We start from the raw sequence: 17,928 nt of genomic DNA, 5'->3' as shown, positions 1-17,928 counted from the left end.
AAATGTCAGGCGTTTAGCTTTACTACTGCATTTTTTCAACTAATTTTCTTTGATAAAGTTTTGAAGTTTATAAAATATTCCTACCTTTGCAACGGCAAGTCCTAAACAACCAGCTCCTGAGAATCCTCCAGGGTGGGAACGCAGCAAAGGTAATCGGTCGTAGCGGTGTGATTTAGGTAGCTTGCCATTTTTTTTTGTTTTAAAGTAAGAAGAGAGGTAATTTGATAATTATCTTTTTTTGTTTTTAATACCTTACGCATCATTTTCATTTTCTAATTTTCAGATTACCTCCGGTTTCGTTATTGACTAAAATTCGAACGTCTCTCCCAATTTTGGTAAAACAAGTTCTACATTTTTATCTGCAAAATGCTTTAATGCACTTTCATGGTTGATTTCAATGGCAGGGAAAGTATCAAAGTGACATCCGATTACTTTCGGTGTTTTCAATAGCTCTGCTGCTGCAAAAGAGGCTTTTCTAGGACACATTGTGTAGTGGCTTCCGATGGGAAGAATAGACAGGTCTATGTTTCCGTATAATCTCGGGAACAGTTCCATATCAGCCATTACTCCTGTATCACCTGCCAAATAGATATTCTTACCTTCAGGAAGTCTGAAAATATACCCTACAGGAACGCCTCCATAGCTTCCATCCGGAAAAGAACTTGTATGATGAGCCGGAACCATGGAAATTTTAAGATCGTCGATTTTTGCCGATCCTCCTAAGTTCACATCGTCTCTATTTTTAGCCTGTTGAAAGTAACCACATACTTCAGGAACTCCAATAATGGTAGCTTCCGGATAATGCTGCAATACCTCTGCTACATCGGCAATATGATCACCGTGTGCATGGGTCAACAGGATGTAATCAATTTTTTGAGCAGAAATATCAAAACCTGATTCTGCTTTTTTGTAATTGTAAAAAGGGTCACTCAAAATTGTTTTGTCCTTGTACGTGAACAGGAAGCAATTTTGCCCTAAGAATTGTATTTTCATTTTAAATTTAGTTTAAAATTTTGAATAATGATGTCTCGTCCCTTTAAGGGAAAGAATCATCTTTTTTATTTAAGAACATCCCATGGGTGGCTTTAAAAAAAACTCATATATCAACAGACATGTTGGTATTATTATTAAAATCTGGAGACCCAATAACGGTTTCATTATTGGTAATTTCCCGATTAACACATAAAAAGCTAAGACAGCATTGGCAATGATAATCAAAGTGATCAAAGCAGGAATGAAATCAATTTCAAAAACTGACATACCACCCCTTAACTCTTCTATCAAATAATAAATAAGTAATAAAGCTAAAACAATAGACAAACAAGAAGTTATCTTTAAAGCAGTCTTCATATTTTCTATTTTTGCGGGAATTTATCCTCAATTAAGTTGAGATTAATTCCATGTTCCAGATAAGCTTTACACCCGTCTAAAACCGTTGTAAAACCTCCTGTATTGTCATTAATTACTTTTAACAGATCTTCACCACTCTGGCTGAATCCGTAGCTTTTAATGATAACAAGAGTTCCTTTTTCCATGGTTTTGAATTCATAGTCTACGTTGGTTGAAGGCTCTCCCCACTCTGTTCTGATGAGCTGGTTTGGAATAATCTGATGAACTTTCACCACAGATTTTGCTCCGTACATTTCCCATTCCCAGGTAATTGTTTTACCTTCCTCCAGCTTTCCGGTAGATTTTGTAAACCAGAAATGGGTGGTCACTTCCGGATTGATGAATGCTTCAAAAACATCTTCAACCGGTTTTCTGATAAGCATTTGAGCTTCAACATAGACATTGGAATTCATGAGTGTTTTATTTTTAAATTAGTTAAATAAATTAAGTCCGACCGCCGTTAGAATAGCCATTACAAAAGTCATGATCCCGACCTGCTTTAAATATTGGTCTAATTCTTTTGGTTCTTTTACGGATAAAATCTTTCTTCTCAATTTTGACAATGGGAATAATAGGATCATTACAATGAAAACGTAATAGTTTTGTCCCTGCATAAATCCATTTATTCCTAAAAACATAAGAATCAGCAATAACGGAAGCTGTAACAACACCATTTCATAGATCATTGCATTTCTGAATCCGATTCTCAATGCAAAGCTATTTTTTCCTGATAATTTATCACTTTCTATATCTCTCATGTTGTTCAGGTTAAGAACCGCCATACTCATCATTCCTACAGCTGTTCCGGGTAATAACATATCCCAACTGAACGTTTTTGTAAATAGAAAATAACTTCCACATACGGAAACCAGCCCAAAGAAGATAAACACGAAGATATCTCCCAACCCCATGTATCCGTAAGGTTTTTTACCTACTGTATATCCAATCGCTGCAAGAATACATGCTACTCCTAATCCTATGAAGATATAAAATTCATTCATATAGTTTGGAATGAAAGCTACATATAGCAAAGCAATGGTAGCAATGAAAGATAATGCTGCGAAAAGGATTACTGCATTCTTCATCTGTTTTGCAGTAATTTTTCCCGATGCTACAGCTCTTGCCTCTGCTTCATTGATCCTTTTGGCGTCTGTTCCTTTTACTCCATCACCATAATCATTAGCATAATTTGATAAAATCTGGTATAAAAGCGTCACCAAAAGAGCGAGTGCAAGGATCTTCCAATCCCAGGTTCCACCTTCTCCGTACAGTCTCCATTTTGCAATGAAGGCTCCCATAATAATTCCGCTTAGGGAAAGCGGTAAAGTTCTTAGCCTTGCGGCTTTTATCCAATCCGTCATACTATTTATAAGTAATAAGCAATGGGTAATAAGTAATGAATAATATTTTTCATTACTTATTACCCATCACTAATGTTATGATATCCATTGATCTTCTCCGAAGTTAGGCTTTCTTTTTTCAAGGAATGCATTTCTTCCTTCCTGAGCTTCTTCGGTCATATAAGCAAGACGTGTAGCTTCCCCTGCAAAAACTTGCTGTCCTACCATACCATCGTCCGTAAGATTCATAGCGAATTTCAGCATTCTGATAGAAGTTGGAGATTTAGCTAATATTTCCTGAGCCCATTCGTAGGCGGTATCTTCCAATTCTGCATGAGGAACTACTTTGTTCACCATTCCCATTTCGAAAGCTTCCTGAGCGGAATAGTTTCTTCCTAAAAAGAAAATTTCACGGGCTTTTTTCTGTCCTACCATTTTAGCAAGATAAGCGGAACCATAGCCACCATCGAAACTTGTAACGTCAGCATCTGTCTGCTTGAAAATAGCATGTTCTTCACTTGCTAAAGTAAGGTCGCATACTACATGAAGAGAGTGTCCTCCACCAACTGCCCATCCCGGAACTACTGCAATTACTACTTTCGGCATGAAACGGATCAAACGCTGAACTTCAAGGATATTCAAACGGTGTCTTCCGTCTTCTCCTACATATCCCTGGTGTCCTCTTGCTTTTTGATCACCTCCGCTGCAAAATGCCCAACCTCCATCTTTAGGACTTGGTCCTTCTCCTGAAAGTAATACCACTCCTATGGAAGGGTCTTCATAGGCATCATAAAAAGCATCGTATAATTCTGAAGTTGTTTTAGGTCTGAAAGCATTACGAACCTCTGGTCTGTTGAAAGCAATTCTTGCTACTCCATTAGATTTTTTATAGGTAATATCTTCGTATTCCTTGGCGGTTTTCCACTCGATCATCTTATAAAAATTTTTCTCAAAGATACGGAATTACAGAGAATTTCTATAAGGGAAATTTACTGATCATTGCGATAAGGAGGATAAATTTTGAATGACGGATTTCCTGTTGTAAATATTCAGCAAAAGGGCTGTTTTAGAATGGAGAGCACAGATTAATTTTGACCAAAAGAAAAGCTGGAACATTTCTGTTCCAGCTTTTTATTATTGAGTTATATAATGATTATTTTGCTCCAGCAGCTGTAAGTTCAGCTTCTTTAGCTTTCATTTCTTTAACTTTATCCATGTTTTTAGTTACTACATAAATTTCTTTTAATGCAGAAACCGCGTCAATGCTTTTTGGATTTGCTTTATACCATCCTTCAGCGTATGGTAATGCTTTTCCAAATCTTTCTCTTCTTGCATCGATTAATTTAGAAGCTTCATCCGGCTTGTCTTTTCTCAATGCATTGATTTCAGCTACTACTTTAGAATCATCACCAATAGTAGTGTACACTAAGTTTTGGTATGCATCAGAGAAATCAGGTTTAAGTTCGATTGCCTTTTTGAAAGATTCTACCGCATCGTTAACAGTAGCCGGGCTTTTTGCCTGCATTACTCCTAAGTTATACCAGTTTGTAGGATCACTTGGGTTTTTAGCCAACTGCTCTTTTAATCCTGAAACAAATTTATCTGTGTTTCCAGACTGAAGATATGCTGTAGTCTGAGCTTCTTTAAGCTTAGCACTGTTCGGGAATTTCACTAATCCTTTTTCAATAACAGCAAGAGCTTCAGGTCCTTTTTTCGCGTTAAGAAGTAATGAAGCCAAAGTTTCATACAAATCTGGTTCTATACTTTTTGACTGTTCAGTTTTGAAGTCAGAATAGTCAGAGTTTTTCTTCATAAGCTCCCAAGTGGATTTATCAAGATTCACGACCTGTCCTGTTTTCTTTTCTTTAGCAGTATACGTAGTTTCTACTCCTGTAAATCCTGAGTTAACAAGGTCTGTATAAATTTTGATTGATTGGTCACTGTTATTAGCTAACGCGTGGCTAAGACCAGCATAATACATATATATTTTGTTGTCCTGACCGCTAGACTTTAATAAGTCATAAACTTCAATAAACTTTGGTGCTGCTGCTGCATAGTTTTTTGCATTATATGCATCCATAGCAACTTTGTTAGCTTCCTGAAGCTGAGCATTCAAAGCAGCGGCATCTTTTTTCTGCCCAAAAGCAAAAGCAGATGCTACGATAGCCATTCCTAAAATTAGTTTCTTCATAATAACTATTTTATATTTATATTGTACAATTTATTCTTCAGAATCAGAATTTTCCTCTGCAGTATTTTCATTTTCAGTCTGAGGTGCTGTATTCTCTTCCTGATCATCAAATAGTGTTCCTACTCCTTCTTCTCCTTCTTCAAGTTCTTCAGAATCTTCTTCTACGTCTTTATCCATTTCTACTTTTGCAATGGCTGCAATTTCGTCATTTTTCTTAAGGTTGATCAACTTCACACCCTGTGTATTTCTACCCATTACTCTCATTTCATCCATTCCCATTCTGATGGCAACACCGGATTTATTGATGATCATCAATCCATCTTCATCTGTTACGTTTTGAATAGCGATCAGATTTCCTGTTTTTTCGGTAATGTTCAGCGTAATTACACCTTTTCCTCCTCTGTTGGTAATTCTGTAGTCTTCTACTGCAGTTCTTTTTCCATATCCTTTTTCAGATACTACAAGTACTGTTTCGTTCTCTACATCGTTCACAACAATCATACCAATAGCCTCATCATTGTCTTCCATAGCAATACCTCTTACCCCGATAGATCCTCTACCTACTTCTCTTACTTTTTCTTCAGGGAAACGGATACATTTACCGTTTTTAGTAGCAATCATGATCTCAGATGTCCCATTGGTAAGGTAAGCACCTAATAACTGGTCATTATCTCTGATTTCAATAGCATTTACCCCGTTTACTCTTGGTCTTGAATAAGCTTCTAATGATGTTTTCTTGATTGTACCGTTTTTGGTAACCATCACAACACTCATTTGATTTACATATTCGGAATCCTTAAGGTTATTGGTTCTGATATACGCTTTGATCTTATCATCCGGCTCAATGTTAATCAAGTTTTGTACCGCTCTTCCTTTTGCTGTTCTGGAGCCTTCAGGAATTTCAAATACTCTTAACCAGTAACATCTTCCTTTTTCTGTAAAGAATAACATATACTGGTGGTTGGTAGCAGAAACAATATATTCAAGGAAATCAGAATCCCTTGTTGTTGCCGCTTTATTTCCTACCCCTCCTCTGCTTTGAATTTTATATTCTGAAAGAGAAGTTCTTTTAACATATCCCGCATGAGAAATTGTAAGAACTACAGATTCGTTCGGAATAATATCTTCGATAGACATTTCTCCTCCTGAATAATCAATTTCAGTTCTTCTTTCGTCTCCGTATTTTTCTTTGATTTCGATTAATTCCTCTTTGATAATCTGGAATCTTCTTGGCTCGTTGGCTAAGATATCTTCTAAATTCTCAATTTCTTTCATAATCGCATCGTATTCATCACGGATCTTATCAAGCTCCATTCCTGTAAGACGAGCCAATCTAAGATCTAGAATCGCCTGAGCCTGAATATCAGAAAGTTCAAATGCCTCGATTAAACCTTCTTTTGCAGCCTGAGGATTAGCACTGTGACGGATAATAGAAATAGCTCTGTCTAAAGCATCCTGAGTTCCGATCACTTTCATGAATCCTTCAAGGATGTGTGCTCTTTCTTTTGCTTTTTTAAGCTCATACTGAGTTCTTCTTACGATTACCTCATGTCTGTGCTCTACAAAGTGATGAATGATATCTTTAAGGTTCAACTGCTCCGGTCTTCCGTGAACCAATGCAATATTATTGACACTGAAAGAAGTCTGAAGTGCTGTATATTTATATAATAGGTTAAGAACTACATTCGGGATTGCATCATTTTTCAATTCATATACAACGCGAAGTCCTTTTCTATCCGACTCATCTCTGATCTCGTGGATACCAGGGATTTTTTCGTCTTTAACGAGTTCTGCTGTTCTGGCGATCATTTCAGCCTTGTTCACCTGATAAGGGATTTCGGTAACGATAATAGCGTTTCTATTTCCGATTTCTTCAAAGTTAACCTTAGCTCTTAGAACTACTCTACCTCTTCCTGTGTGGAATGCATCTCTCACACCATCATATCCGTAGATGATACCCCCTGTAGGGAAATCCGGAGCAATGATGTGCTGCATCAGCTCATCTATTGTAATTTCTTTATTATCAATATAAGCACAGATAGCATCTACCGACTCAGATAAGTTGTGTGGCGCCATATTGGTTGCCATCCCTACCGCAATACCTGAAGTACCGTTCACCAAAAGGTTAGGAACTTTGGTAGGCATTACTGTTGGCTCCTGTAAACTATCGTCGAAGTTATTCTGGAAATCAACTGTTTCTTTATCCAGGTCTGAAAGAACCTCATCAGAGATTTTTTTCAATCTTGCCTCAGTATAACGCATTGCTGCAGGCGGGTCACCATCCATTGAACCGAAGTTACCCTGCCCGTCTACCTGAGGATAACGTAAGCTCCAGTCCTGAGCCATTCTTACCATAGCATCGTATACAGAGGAATCTCCGTGCGGGTGATATTTACCCAAAACATCCCCAACAATTCTCGCAGATTTTAAATATTTTCTATTAGAAAACACCCCTAATCCATACATACCATAAAGTACTCTTCTATGAACGGGCTTCAAGCCGTCTCTTACATCCGGTAACGCTCTTGAAACGATAACGGACATCGAATAATCGATATAAGACGACTTCATTTCATCAACAATGTTGATAGGAATCAGTCTTTCTCCTTCTTTTTGCATAAACAAATTTTATTGTAATGATATTCAAACCTTTAGCTGTAAGTCTGAAAATTATTTATTTCCAATTTTTATTAACGGGCTAATTTACGAAAAAAATGCCGATTTTTGCTGTAGAATTTATCCAAAAAATCTTAAAAATTCATAAAAAATGAGCGTATTAAGTATAACTTTCCACTGTACAAAAGATAACCTAGAAGAATGGGAAAATTATATTGATGAAACACTGGTTTTAATGACTGAAAACCTGATGGATGTAAATAAATATATCCTTTCTGAAGTGCACAGTGATTTTATTGAAGAAGGTAAAAATTATAATCTTCTGTTAATCTTTGATAATGATGAACTGCGAGAAGACTTCATTCAAAGTGAACTTTTGAATATTTCGGAAAGAATTGAGAAGAAATTCGGACAAGAAGTTATGATTTTTAACACTTTCCTGAATCCCAAAAAGTCGAGATTATAATTAATCATAAAAAAAGCACTGATAAATTCAGTGCTTTTCTTTTTTATCTATGGTATCTATGACCACGACCTCTGTGATGATGGCCACGCTCTTCATAAATATAGACTTTTTGAACCTCACCAGGTGCATAGTATCTTGTACTTCCGCCATAATACCTTTTTGCGTGTCCCGGCGGCATTCTTCTTCCATGAGGTTCATGCACTACGCAGGAGGACAGCATTAACAGGACCACGCCTGCCCCTACAATTTTCAACATACTTTTCATTACTTTCACTTTTTCAATTTCGATAGCAAAATATATCAATGTTAATGCCAGTATAAACTGAAATTAAGCCAATGTATGTTAAAAATGAGTGTTTGTATTTTTATTTTAAAGGCCTCTTAATAACCATTTCTTTTCTTTACCTGTCCAGGAGCATAATCTTTGGCACTTCCACCATATATTTTTTTAGCCTGTCCCGGAGGGATTGTATTTCCTCTGGCTCCATTATCATGAACTACACAGGATGAAAGCATCAATACCACAATAAGTACTCCAGTAATTTTAATTATATTTTTCATTATTTCTATTTTTTCAACTTAATGTAATATTACAATGGTAATGCCAAAAAGAAAGTTCAAAGTTGAAATATATAGTCTTTTATTGTCAATGGTCAATTTTGCTTCGCAAGTCAATAGTGAATTTTGTAATGGAGATTAGTGTGCTTATAAAACAAATTCATCATTCATCATTCATCATTCATCATTCATCATTCATCATTCATCATTCATCATTTATAATTTATAATTTTTTAAATCGTTTCGCTTCTTTTCTCCATCAGAACAAGATCTTTCCATTCCCCGTTGAGCTTTCCGATTTTTTTGCGGACACCTACCGTTCTGAACCCATTTTTTTGATGAGACTTGATTGCCATTTCATTTTCTGAGAAGAGATTGGTCTGTAATGTCCAGAATCCATGGTCTTCGCTGTCCAAAATGATCTTTTTAAGCAATATGGAACCCAATCCTTTGCCTTGGTATTCTTTATCGAAATAAATGCTTACTTCTGCCACTCCTTTAAAACTTTCTCTTTTACTGAATGGTTTTAGGGCGCACCATCCTATTACTTCATTATTTTCATTTTCAAGTACCCAACGGCAGTCGTTGAAATATTCCATGCTCCAGGCTTCCGGAGTGGGAACTTCTGTTTCCAAAGTGGCAATTCCACTGTCTATTCCCTGTCGGAAAATCTCAAGCACCCTTACTTCGTCACTGGGAAGCATTTCTCTTAATTCGTAATTCATCGTATTTAATGGTATTTTCGTTTCATTTTTCTTTTAATTCTTGAATAGTGAGTCTGTTTACTCTTCTCGTCCTGAGAAACAACGCTTATATTTCCATCCACTTCCAGAACAGAAAGCTTTACATTCTGTATGTTTTCAATCCCATGTTCTCTGATGGCTTCTTCCAATTCGCTTTCGGTGATCTTTACCCGGTTCAGGGCTGCCTGATCCGCAACTCCGTCTCTGATCAGAATGACAGGTTCATCTTCCATAAAAGTCTGAAAGGAACGATTGGAAAACATGATCCTTTTCAAGATAAAATTAGCAACAAACAAAACCAATGCCGCAATAATGCCTCCCTGAAGAGAGGTATCAGGACCTACCATTGCATTCTGAACAGCATTTGAAATTAATAATAACAATACAACATCTCCTGCATTGAGCTGAGAAAGCTGGTTTTTACCAAACAAACGGATAGCAATTACCATAAAAAGGTAAACGCAGAGGGAACGGACAGCAACATTAAGAATAAGATCCACAATTTTTTTTATCTACTCAAATGTATTGATTTTTGTCATGCATAAAAAATATTTTTTAACAGATTTTGGTATGCATTTTGACCTTGGGACTCTGATAAACACCACAAAAATAAGATCAAATGAAAAAATTATTTCTCTTTTTAGGAATTTTTCTACTTGCTGTATCCTGTAAAAAAAATGAGCCTAAGCCTTCTATATCTTCAGATGCAGCCATTAATGAAAAAGTAAATGCACTTTATACTCAATATGGCAAGTCTAACGAAGCTGTTTACAACAACCCTATTCCTGATACTTTGTTTTCTCAGGATTTAAAAAAAGTTTTAGAAGATGCAATTAATGCTTCAAAAGCAGATATTGAAAAGGTGAAAAAAAGTGACCATCCCGACGAGAAGCCTTTAATCTTTGAAGGAGCTATTTTTTCCAGCTTGTATGAAGGATTTACCAGCTATAAAATCAAGTCTGTAAAAGTACAGGATAATACGGCTGAAGCATTGGTAGCCTTTGAATATAATCATGCTGCACCTAAAGAAAAATGGATGGATACGGTACATCTGACCAATACAGAAAAAGGATGGAGAGTAGATAATGTTACTTTTGATAAAATAGGAAATTCTAAAGATCTTAAAGCAAGATTAACAGAATTTGTTCAGAGTACGAAATAATAGAAAAGCCGCTTTTATAAGCGGCTTTATTTTTTACGGGCATTGAACGATTGGAATATCACTGCAAATTACTTTATTTGCCCATTCGCAAAACGTACAGTATTTTTTAGGTTCTCCTCCGTACACTGATTTCAAATCTGACTTCGTCAGTTTCTTTAGATTTTTCATATCGTTTTAATTTTATGGTAGCCCAAAATTAAAACCTTGGAGTTTATTCTTTATTACAACTTAATCTGATAAGTTTTCATTATTCACATATTATTGAATAATATAATACTATCTGCTGTGGATTTCTACTGTCACAGGCATTACGTAAGTGTAAGCAACCATATTATCAGTTAGTTTATTGCGGTCTACTTTATAATCAAGATCACTTAGTACCATTTCAATTTCTTTGCTTACAGTTTTGCAATCTCCAGTGGAGTGTACGTTGACAATCTTTCCATTTTTTGCAATATCGAATTTCACCACTGAGTTTACGGTTCCCTGTTTATAATCAGGGTTGGTAAGATCAAAATTGGCTTCTAATTTATTTCTGATATCATTAAATGTTTCACTTCTATTCAGCTGAATTTCCTGAATGGTATTATGATCTGTAGTTTGAGCTTTAGCAGTGTTCAAAACAGCAGCAAATCCGCAAACGAAAAGTGAAGCCATCAATATTTGAATTCTATTTTTCATAACTAACTGGTTTTAAATATTATACTAACTTATTTTTGTATCTCTTAACCAAAGTTATTAAAAATAATTCATATTAATTTTACATTCAGTTAACATTAGGTTAACATTGAAATATAAAACACTGATTTACAGATAAATAAATTTTAAAAATAATTGAAAATTTAATATTGGAAGGCTATTTTAAGCATAAAAAAGGCTAAACCTGATTAGTTTAGCCAATAATTATCTTGATTTTTATTCTGATATCTACTCCAATTCTCTCTTCAAAAACTTCCCTGTCAAGCTTTTCTTAGATTTTACAATTTCCTCTGGAGTTCCCTGTGCTACAATCTGTCCACCATATTTTCCTCCTTCAGGTCCTACGTCAATAATATGGTCTGCTAATTTGATGACATCCATATTATGTTCGATGATGATGAAAGAGTTTCCAAGTTCTACCAATTGGTTGATGGCATCCATCAGGATTTTTACATCTTCAAAATGAAGTCCTGTTGTTGGTTCATCAAGGATATAAAGGGTATTTCCTGTTTGTCTTTTTGATAATTCGGTTGCTAACTTGATACGTTGTGCTTCACCTCCTGAAAGGGTTGTCGACTGCTGTCCAAGGGTTATATATCCTAAACCTACATCCTGTAATGTTTTTACTTTCGCAAAAATCTTAGGAATCGGCTGGAAGAAATCTACCGCTTCATCAATCGTCATATCCAATACGTCAGAGATTGATTTTCCTTTGTAACGAACCTCCAGCGTTTCTCTGTTGAAACGTTTTCCGTTACAGGTTTCACAATGTACATATACATCCGGAAGGAAATTCATTTCGATCACTTTTAATCCTTCACCCTGGCATGTTTCACATCTTCCGCCTTTTACGTTGAAAGAGAATCTTCCCGGCTTATAACCACGGATTTTACTTTCTGGCAGTTCTGCAAAAAGGTTTCTGATATCAGTAAACATTCCGGTATAGGTAGCAGGATTCGAACGAGGTGTTCTTCCAATCGGAGTCTGGTCTACGTCTACAATTTTATCAATATTCTCCAGTCCTTCAATCTTTTTGTACGGTAGCGGTTCCTGAACCGCTCTGTAGAAATGCTTGTTAAGGATTGGATACAATGTACCGTTAATCAATGAAGATTTTCCGCTTCCTGAAATTCCGGTTACCACTACTAATTTTCCAAGAGGAATATCCAGCGTTACATTTTTAAGATTGTTCCCTGTAGCTCCTTTTAAAACAATATTTTTACCACTTCCTGCTCTCCTTTCTTCAGGAATTGCAATTTTTCTTTTTCCGTTAATATATTGAGCAGTAATGGTATCAGCTTTCAATAAATCTTTTGGTTTTCCCTGCCAAAGAATTTCTCCACCGAATTTTCCAGCTCTTGGACCAATATCCAAAACCTCATCGGCTTCCAGAATCATGTCTTTATCATGTTCTACCACCAATACAGAATTTCCGATATCTCTCAGGTTTTTCAAGGAATGAATCAGTCTTTCGTTATCTCTCTGGTGAAGCCCGATACTAGGTTCATCAAGAATATACAATACATTCACCAACTGAGATCCGATCTGTGTTGCCAGACGAATTCTCTGTGACTCCCCTCCTGAAAGGGTTTTTGAACTTCTACTCAAACTTAAATAATCCAAACCTACATCCAGAAGGAACTGAAGTCTGGTTTCAATCTCTTTTAAGATCTCGTGAGCAATAATTTTATTTTTTTCTGAGAATTTATCTTTAACGTCAGCTAGCCAGTCTTTTAAATCTGCTAAGCTTAAACCGTTAACCTCAGCAATATTTTTTCCGTCAATTTTAAAGCTTAAACTTGAAGGCTGAAGACGGGTACCATTACATTCCGGGCAGGTTTCTTCTGTGGTGAAATGTCTTTCCAATAAAATGGCTTCATAAGATTCTCTTTCCTCAATGATTTCTTCCATGAAGGTGATCAAACCGTCAAAGCCAATCTTTATTTTCTTGGTAATTCCTGCATATTTCAGGTCTTTATTGAATTCTTTATGGCATCCGTTGTAGATATAATCCAGTGCTTCTTCCGGAATATCCTGAAGCGGCGTTGTTAATCCCAATCCGAAAATTTCAAGAATATTCTTAATCTGAGAAAGAATCCATTTGTTAGATTTGATATCTTCCAACGGTAATAATCCTCCCTGGTTGATTGACAATTTAGGATTATCTATAAAGTAATCGGTATTGATCTTTTTAATTGTTCCCAGTCCTTTACAGTTCGGGCAGCTTCCTTTTGGAGAGTTGAATGAGAAAGTATTCGGCTCCGGCAGTGCCAAAGAATGTCCGGTTTCTGCATCCATCAGATTTTTGGAAAAATATTCGATATCTGTACCTCCCAGCTTTTGAATTCCGATAATCCCTTCTCCCATTTCCATTGCGGTACGCAGGGATTTTTCCATTCTGCCTTCTGAGGCATTCTCCCCGATGATCCAACGGTCGATAACAATGTCGATGTCGTGGGTTTTATAACGGTCAAGTTTTAAATCATATTCAATATCCTGCAGTTCACCATCAATTCTTGCCTGTCCATAACCTTTTTTAGCCATCTGAACAAAGAGCTCATGATAATGTCCTTTTCTGGAACGTACCACAGGCGCCAAAAGCATTATTTTTTCTTTTTTATAGTTTTCTTTGATGGTTTCAAGAATCTGATCTTCAGTATAACTTACCAATTTCTGTCCTGTAGACAAAGAGTAAGCATCTGAAACTCTTGCATACAAAAGACGCAGAAAATCGTAAAGCTCAGTAACCGTTCCTACGGTAGAACGAGGGTTTTTATTGGTCGTCTTCTGCTCGATAGCAATGACAGGAGAAAGCCCTTCAATTTTATCTACATCAGGACGCTCCAGCCCGCCCAAAAACTGACGTGCATAAGCAGAGAATGTTTCAATATAACGACGCTGGCCTTCTGCAAAAATAGTGTCGAAAGCCAATGACGATTTTCCACTTCCGGAAAGGCCTGTAATAACGACCAATTCATTACGTGGAATTTTAACATTAATATTTTTAAGATTGTGTTCACGTGCTCCGTAAACTTCTATATATTCTGTTGATTTGCTCATAATTTGGAGTGACTTTGCCTGAAAATCACGACGTGCAAAAATACGGAATTTTATGGAATTTTTTTGAATTTAAAAGGGATAAAAGTTTCATAAAAAATTCTTAGGTTTTGTTAATGGATTGAATAAGATATTATTGAGTTTTGATTTCAGGTAATTATGTTTTGGCTAAAGCCAGCAGGTTTGTTTTTAAAATTAAAAATGGATTAAAGCCCATTCCTATTGATGTTTAGAAAAAGAATAATTCATAATTCATAATTCATAATTCATAATTCATATTACAAACTTATTTGCGCGTGTAGTAATCCCAGACAGCGCGGGTGACATCTGCAATGATTTTTTCCGTATCTGTCATTTCTTCATTGATATTTTTCAGATAAATGGATAAAACGATGTGTTTTCCATTAGGAAGTTTTATAGTTCCCACATCATTCATTGCTGCACGTAGATTATTTTCGTTTCTTCCGGAAATTCCTGTACGGTGAGCCAGTTCTGTACCTGTGGGTAACCCTGCCTTCATCCAGGTAAGTCCTCGTGAGGTTTCTACCATTACCTGATACAGATATTTTGTAGATTCTTTTTTCAGCACTTTTCCTTTATAGAATTTTTCTAAAAGTTCCGTGGTTGCCAAGGGCGTTGTGGTATTTAGGTAGCATTTTTCGAAGGATGCCATTTCCTTCTCGTTTACTTTTATTGTAAAATCTTTAATTCCCTGTAGATTAATGAATTTCTGCACGGTCTCTGTTCCGCCAATGATATTCAGCAAAATATCGCAGCCATTGTTATCACTATGGGAAACCGTATATCTTATCAATTGATCTAATGTAAGATACATATTTCCCTGAGGATATTCTTCTCTGATTGGGCTCCAGGTATCAGGCAAAAGGTCTTCTTTTTTAATAAAGAATTTTTGATTAAGTTTTAATTTTCCTTTATCTACCTGATTCAAAACAGCTAAGGCAATATGAAATTTGAAAACACTCAACATCGGGGTTTCTTTATTTCCGTTGATGCTGAGCGTATCTTTATCTTCTATTCCTTTTAAAGATATTCCAACAGTTGCATTTTTTGTAGAGATAATCTGATTGATCTTATTTCTCAGCTCTTTAATAGTCTGGCTTTTCAAATGGGCTCCGAAAAGGAGAAGCAGCAGCAAAAAAGATATTTTTTTCATTGAATTGTGATTCTGATTATTACATTAAAAATGCCGTAGTGGGTACGGCATTTTATATTTTAAATTGATTTTATTTTTAAAATGATTTATATATCCTGAAAATCAACATCTTCATTGTTAATTCTTACAATATATTCAATTCCGTCAATAGCTTTGGCGATAATCTGATTTCTGATAATATTCGCCATATTTTCCCAATACGCCCTTCCGTAGAAAGAATAATTCTGAGGGATAATTTCTACCTCAACTGTTCTTACAAAACCTTCTTTAGGCTTATTGCTGATCATTGTTCCTCTTCTTACCCTTACTTCTCTTACCTCATCTTTCAGGATCATTCGGCAATAATTTTTAACGTCTTCCAAGGAAATGATTTTATCTCTGGTCGTGAGTGCATATTTATAAGCCTGAATACTATCTGTTCCTTTCTGTTCCTCAGCTCCACCCAATGTTTCTGTAAGCAGTACAACGGTTTGTGATTTCAATTGATTGGAAAGTTCAGTTCCGGGACGCATATGATTGGCAAGCGTACAATGAGTTACCCAGAAAGCAGCATAGGTATGATCTGTTTTTTCAACAGGCTCCATGATCACGTAGTTCAGCTCTTGTCTGATACTCCTTTTGGCATTGTTTACTTTTTGTACCATGGATTTCATTTTATCAGACATTTCGCTGAGAACTCCTTTTACATTATCCCTGTTCAAAAGGGAAAATGCTGCAATTTCGTCCCTTGTCAGTTCCAGAACATTGGCAATCATATCAACAGCATTTCTGCTGGTGAAGCGCTCCATTCCTCCTTTTCTTACCGTATATAAGCCTTTTTTAAGATCATCAGCCGGAGTGAAAGGGATTTCGGTGTACTTTCTTCCATCACCGTCCTGAACTTCGTCTACATAAAGGAAGTGTTCCCCTTCATCTGTTACCAAGGGGATATTATTTCCCATGATATCAAGACTGTATTCTGTTTTTTTCCAGCCTCTGTTGTATACCGGAAAGGCATTCAGAACAAAGGAAAAATTATCAAGGATTTCTGCCGAAAATTGTGGTGGAAATTCAAAAGTAAGCCACAGGTAACGTTTATTATCCAGGAATTTGGTAATTTCTTCTTTCTCTGTAAGGAAATCAAGATTCTGTGGAAGCTGTCCCGGTTCTGAAAACAGACTTTGAGAAATTCCTGTAACTTCAATAAATTTATGACGGTAGATACTTTTAATATCCTCAATCACTTTATTTCTGATAGACTGTTCTTTGAACATCTGCTCGTAGCCATCATTTTGATTTTCTGTAAGGTAACTTAATCCCTCTCTTACAAAAAGCGGATTACCATTGCTTGTCACGTTGATATACGGTAATAATTTATACACAAAATCAAGGTGTTCAAAAGCAGGATTGGAGCAGAATACGCTCAGATATTTTGGAAAGTTTTCACTTACATATTTACTGACATCAACTCCTATCGTAATTTTTCTGTAATCTTCCGGTCTTCCCTGAAATCTTGCAATAGGAATTTTATTGAACCTGTCATCTATACTATAACAGGTATTTCCTACAAACATAATGGAGGTGTGAACTTTATTGATTCTTACATTGCCTACCGGAGTAAAAGGAATATTAATTTGCTTATCTGATTCTGATTTTACCGTGGAAGTCATCTGTTTGCGGAAGAAAAATTCCGTATGTTCCAATAAAATTTCGGATGAATCATAAGGCTGTGTAAAAGCCACAGAATGAGCCGGGATAGGATGTGTATAAATAGACGGTGTAAGTAGTTTTGCCAGTTTTTCCAATATACGGGCATTTACCGTTTGTATTTCATTATTCGCTTTAAAAACTTCTGTACTAAATGCATCTATCAATAGTTTTACAAACGGATCTAAAGACTGAGGGCTTCTGAGTCCCCATACCTTAGTGGCATTCTGCAGCATTCTTGCTTTTACAGATTCTTTGGAATATATATTCTGATCTAAATTCATAATTTTCTTTCGCTGTTAAAAATATTAATCAATAGACATTGGGCTTAGAAACAGTTCTGTTGAAAAACTGAAACGTTCTCCTGTTTCTTCCATTTTTGCATTGATGGCAATTCTTACCTTCTTTTTAATTTCGGTGTGTTCTTTGGTATCGTAGCTGTGCTCTACAAACTGGATGTGAGCATCAATCTGCGGGTTTACGATTCTTGGTTCATATTCCTGAATCTGTCTCCTTAGGCTTTTGATAAAAACGCTTTCCCAGATGGCACTTGTTACTCCATTATCGAATTCAAGGTTCCAAACATCGTTTCCATAGTTTTCATCATATCTGTTCTCCCCTTTTTTGGTGGTGATCAGCAGCATAATATTGTGGGCAATACTTTCCCCCATATCGCAGGTATCGATACTTCCGCCTTCGGTCATTAAAGTAGACGGTACGAAAGGCATTCTATAATTTGGTGTATCCATAACTTTTAGTTTTTACTTCATGGTTCCCGCTTATCTAAAAACGGAATACCAAAATACGCATTTTCACTAAATAATGATTATAATACTTTAAAATATTA

The 17,928-nt window shown here is 36.1% G+C and carries 19 protein-coding genes and 1 other RNA gene; 3 read left to right on the top strand and 17 right to left on the bottom strand.

Features of this window, described 5'->3' with window-relative positions:
• Positions 1-92: 92 nt before the first annotated feature.
• An RNA gene (gene ffs / locus CQ046_RS06355) (signal recognition particle sRNA small type) lies at positions 93-190 on the top strand.
• A gap of 116 nt (positions 191-306) precedes the next feature.
• Here ffs and CQ046_RS06350 read toward each other — a convergent pair.
• The 7 genes from CQ046_RS06350 to gyrA all read right to left on the bottom strand — a co-directional run bounded on the left by CQ046_RS06350 (position 307) and on the right by gyrA (position 7,539).
• Positions 307-993, bottom strand: a complete 687-nt coding sequence (locus CQ046_RS06350; protein ID WP_077417039.1) for a metal-dependent hydrolase — start codon at positions 991-993, stop codon at positions 307-309.
• Positions 994-1,062: 69 nt separating this feature from the next.
• On the bottom strand, positions 1,063-1,350 hold the full coding sequence (locus CQ046_RS06345) for a hypothetical protein (RefSeq protein ID WP_105701440.1): 288 nt from the start codon (positions 1,348-1,350) through the stop codon (positions 1,063-1,065).
• Positions 1,351-1,355: 5 nt separating this feature from the next.
• Complete coding sequence (locus CQ046_RS06340; protein ID WP_105701439.1) at positions 1,356-1,802, bottom strand: SRPBCC family protein; 447 nt, start codon at positions 1,800-1,802, stop codon at positions 1,356-1,358.
• 18 nt (positions 1,803-1,820) lie between these two features.
• Positions 1,821-2,750: a 1,4-dihydroxy-2-naphthoate octaprenyltransferase gene (gene menA, locus CQ046_RS06335; RefSeq protein WP_105701438.1), complete on the bottom strand. Its 930-nt coding sequence runs from the start codon at positions 2,748-2,750 to the stop codon at positions 1,821-1,823.
• 75 nt (positions 2,751-2,825) lie between these two features.
• The gene (locus CQ046_RS06330) at positions 2,826-3,662 is read right to left on the bottom strand and encodes a 1,4-dihydroxy-2-naphthoyl-CoA synthase (protein ID WP_034697698.1); all 837 of its coding nucleotides are present in this window, start codon (positions 3,660-3,662) and stop codon (positions 2,826-2,828) included.
• A gap of 220 nt (positions 3,663-3,882) precedes the next feature.
• Positions 3,883-4,920: a tetratricopeptide repeat protein gene (locus CQ046_RS06325; protein WP_105701437.1), complete on the bottom strand. Its 1,038-nt coding sequence runs from the start codon at positions 4,918-4,920 to the stop codon at positions 3,883-3,885.
• A 30-nt stretch (positions 4,921-4,950) separates the two neighbouring features.
• Positions 4,951-7,539, bottom strand: a complete 2,589-nt coding sequence (gyrA, locus tag CQ046_RS06320) for a DNA gyrase subunit A (RefSeq protein ID WP_105701436.1) — start codon at positions 7,537-7,539, stop codon at positions 4,951-4,953.
• A 148-nt stretch (positions 7,540-7,687) separates the two neighbouring features.
• On the opposite strand from gyrA, the gene CQ046_RS06315 reads away from it, so the two are divergent.
• Positions 7,688-8,002, top strand: a complete 315-nt coding sequence (locus CQ046_RS06315) for a DUF4286 family protein (protein ID WP_105701435.1) — start codon at positions 7,688-7,690, stop codon at positions 8,000-8,002.
• 43 nt (positions 8,003-8,045) lie between these two features.
• Here CQ046_RS06315 and CQ046_RS06310 read toward each other — a convergent pair whose 3' ends face one another.
• The 4 genes from CQ046_RS06310 to CQ046_RS06295 form a co-directional block, all read right to left on the bottom strand.
• A complete protein-coding gene (locus tag CQ046_RS06310) occupies positions 8,046-8,234 on the bottom strand; it encodes a hypothetical protein (RefSeq protein ID WP_228406888.1) in 189 nt (62 codons plus the stop codon).
• Between the two features lie 149 nt (positions 8,235-8,383).
• Entirely contained in the window at positions 8,384-8,518 is a 135-nt protein-coding gene (locus tag CQ046_RS06305; RefSeq protein WP_410493676.1) for a quinol oxidase subunit 4, read from the bottom strand.
• 275 nt (positions 8,519-8,793) lie between these two features.
• The gene (locus CQ046_RS06300; RefSeq protein WP_105701432.1) at positions 8,794-9,285 is read right to left on the bottom strand and encodes a GNAT family N-acetyltransferase; all 492 of its coding nucleotides are present in this window, start codon (positions 9,283-9,285) and stop codon (positions 8,794-8,796) included.
• 5 nt (positions 9,286-9,290) lie between these two features.
• A complete protein-coding gene (locus tag CQ046_RS06295) occupies positions 9,291-9,803 on the bottom strand; it encodes a DUF421 domain-containing protein (protein WP_105701431.1) in 513 nt (170 codons plus the stop codon).
• Positions 9,804-9,922: 119 nt separating this feature from the next.
• Here CQ046_RS06295 and CQ046_RS06290 point away from each other — a divergent pair, with 119 nt between their 5' ends.
• Positions 9,923-10,465: a DUF3828 domain-containing protein gene (locus tag CQ046_RS06290; protein WP_105701430.1), complete on the top strand. Its 543-nt coding sequence runs from the start codon at positions 9,923-9,925 to the stop codon at positions 10,463-10,465.
• 33 nt (positions 10,466-10,498) lie between these two features.
• On the opposite strand, the gene CQ046_RS06285 is transcribed toward CQ046_RS06290, so the two are convergent.
• The 6 genes from CQ046_RS06285 to CQ046_RS06260 all read right to left on the bottom strand — a co-directional run bounded on the left by CQ046_RS06285 (position 10,499) and on the right by CQ046_RS06260 (position 17,830).
• The gene (locus tag CQ046_RS06285) at positions 10,499-10,633 is read right to left on the bottom strand and encodes a bacteriocin-like protein (RefSeq protein WP_089692266.1); all 135 of its coding nucleotides are present in this window, start codon (positions 10,631-10,633) and stop codon (positions 10,499-10,501) included.
• Positions 10,634-10,741: 108 nt separating this feature from the next.
• On the bottom strand, positions 10,742-11,146 hold the full coding sequence (locus tag CQ046_RS06280; RefSeq protein ID WP_105701429.1) for a hypothetical protein: 405 nt from the start codon (positions 11,144-11,146) through the stop codon (positions 10,742-10,744).
• 246 nt (positions 11,147-11,392) lie between these two features.
• Positions 11,393-14,224, bottom strand: a complete 2,832-nt coding sequence (uvrA, locus tag CQ046_RS06275; RefSeq protein ID WP_105701428.1) for an excinuclease ABC subunit UvrA — start codon at positions 14,222-14,224, stop codon at positions 11,393-11,395.
• 283 nt (positions 14,225-14,507) lie between these two features.
• Complete coding sequence (bla, locus tag CQ046_RS06270) at positions 14,508-15,395, bottom strand: class A beta-lactamase, subclass A2 (protein ID WP_105701427.1); 888 nt, start codon at positions 15,393-15,395, stop codon at positions 14,508-14,510.
• 86 nt (positions 15,396-15,481) lie between these two features.
• A complete protein-coding gene (locus tag CQ046_RS06265) occupies positions 15,482-17,365 on the bottom strand; it encodes a type VI secretion system baseplate subunit TssF (RefSeq protein WP_105701426.1) in 1,884 nt (627 codons plus the stop codon).
• 24 nt (positions 17,366-17,389) lie between these two features.
• Entirely contained in the window at positions 17,390-17,830 is a 441-nt protein-coding gene (locus CQ046_RS06260; RefSeq protein WP_002979175.1) for a GPW/gp25 family protein, read from the bottom strand.
• Between the last annotated feature and the right edge of the window lie 98 nt (positions 17,831-17,928).

The sequence above is a fragment of the Chryseobacterium sp. MYb7 genome, from assembly GCF_002979455.1.
Taxonomy (GTDB): Bacteria; Bacteroidota; Bacteroidia; order Flavobacteriales; family Weeksellaceae; genus Chryseobacterium.
This window is presented reverse-complemented; position numbering and strand designations above follow the sequence as displayed.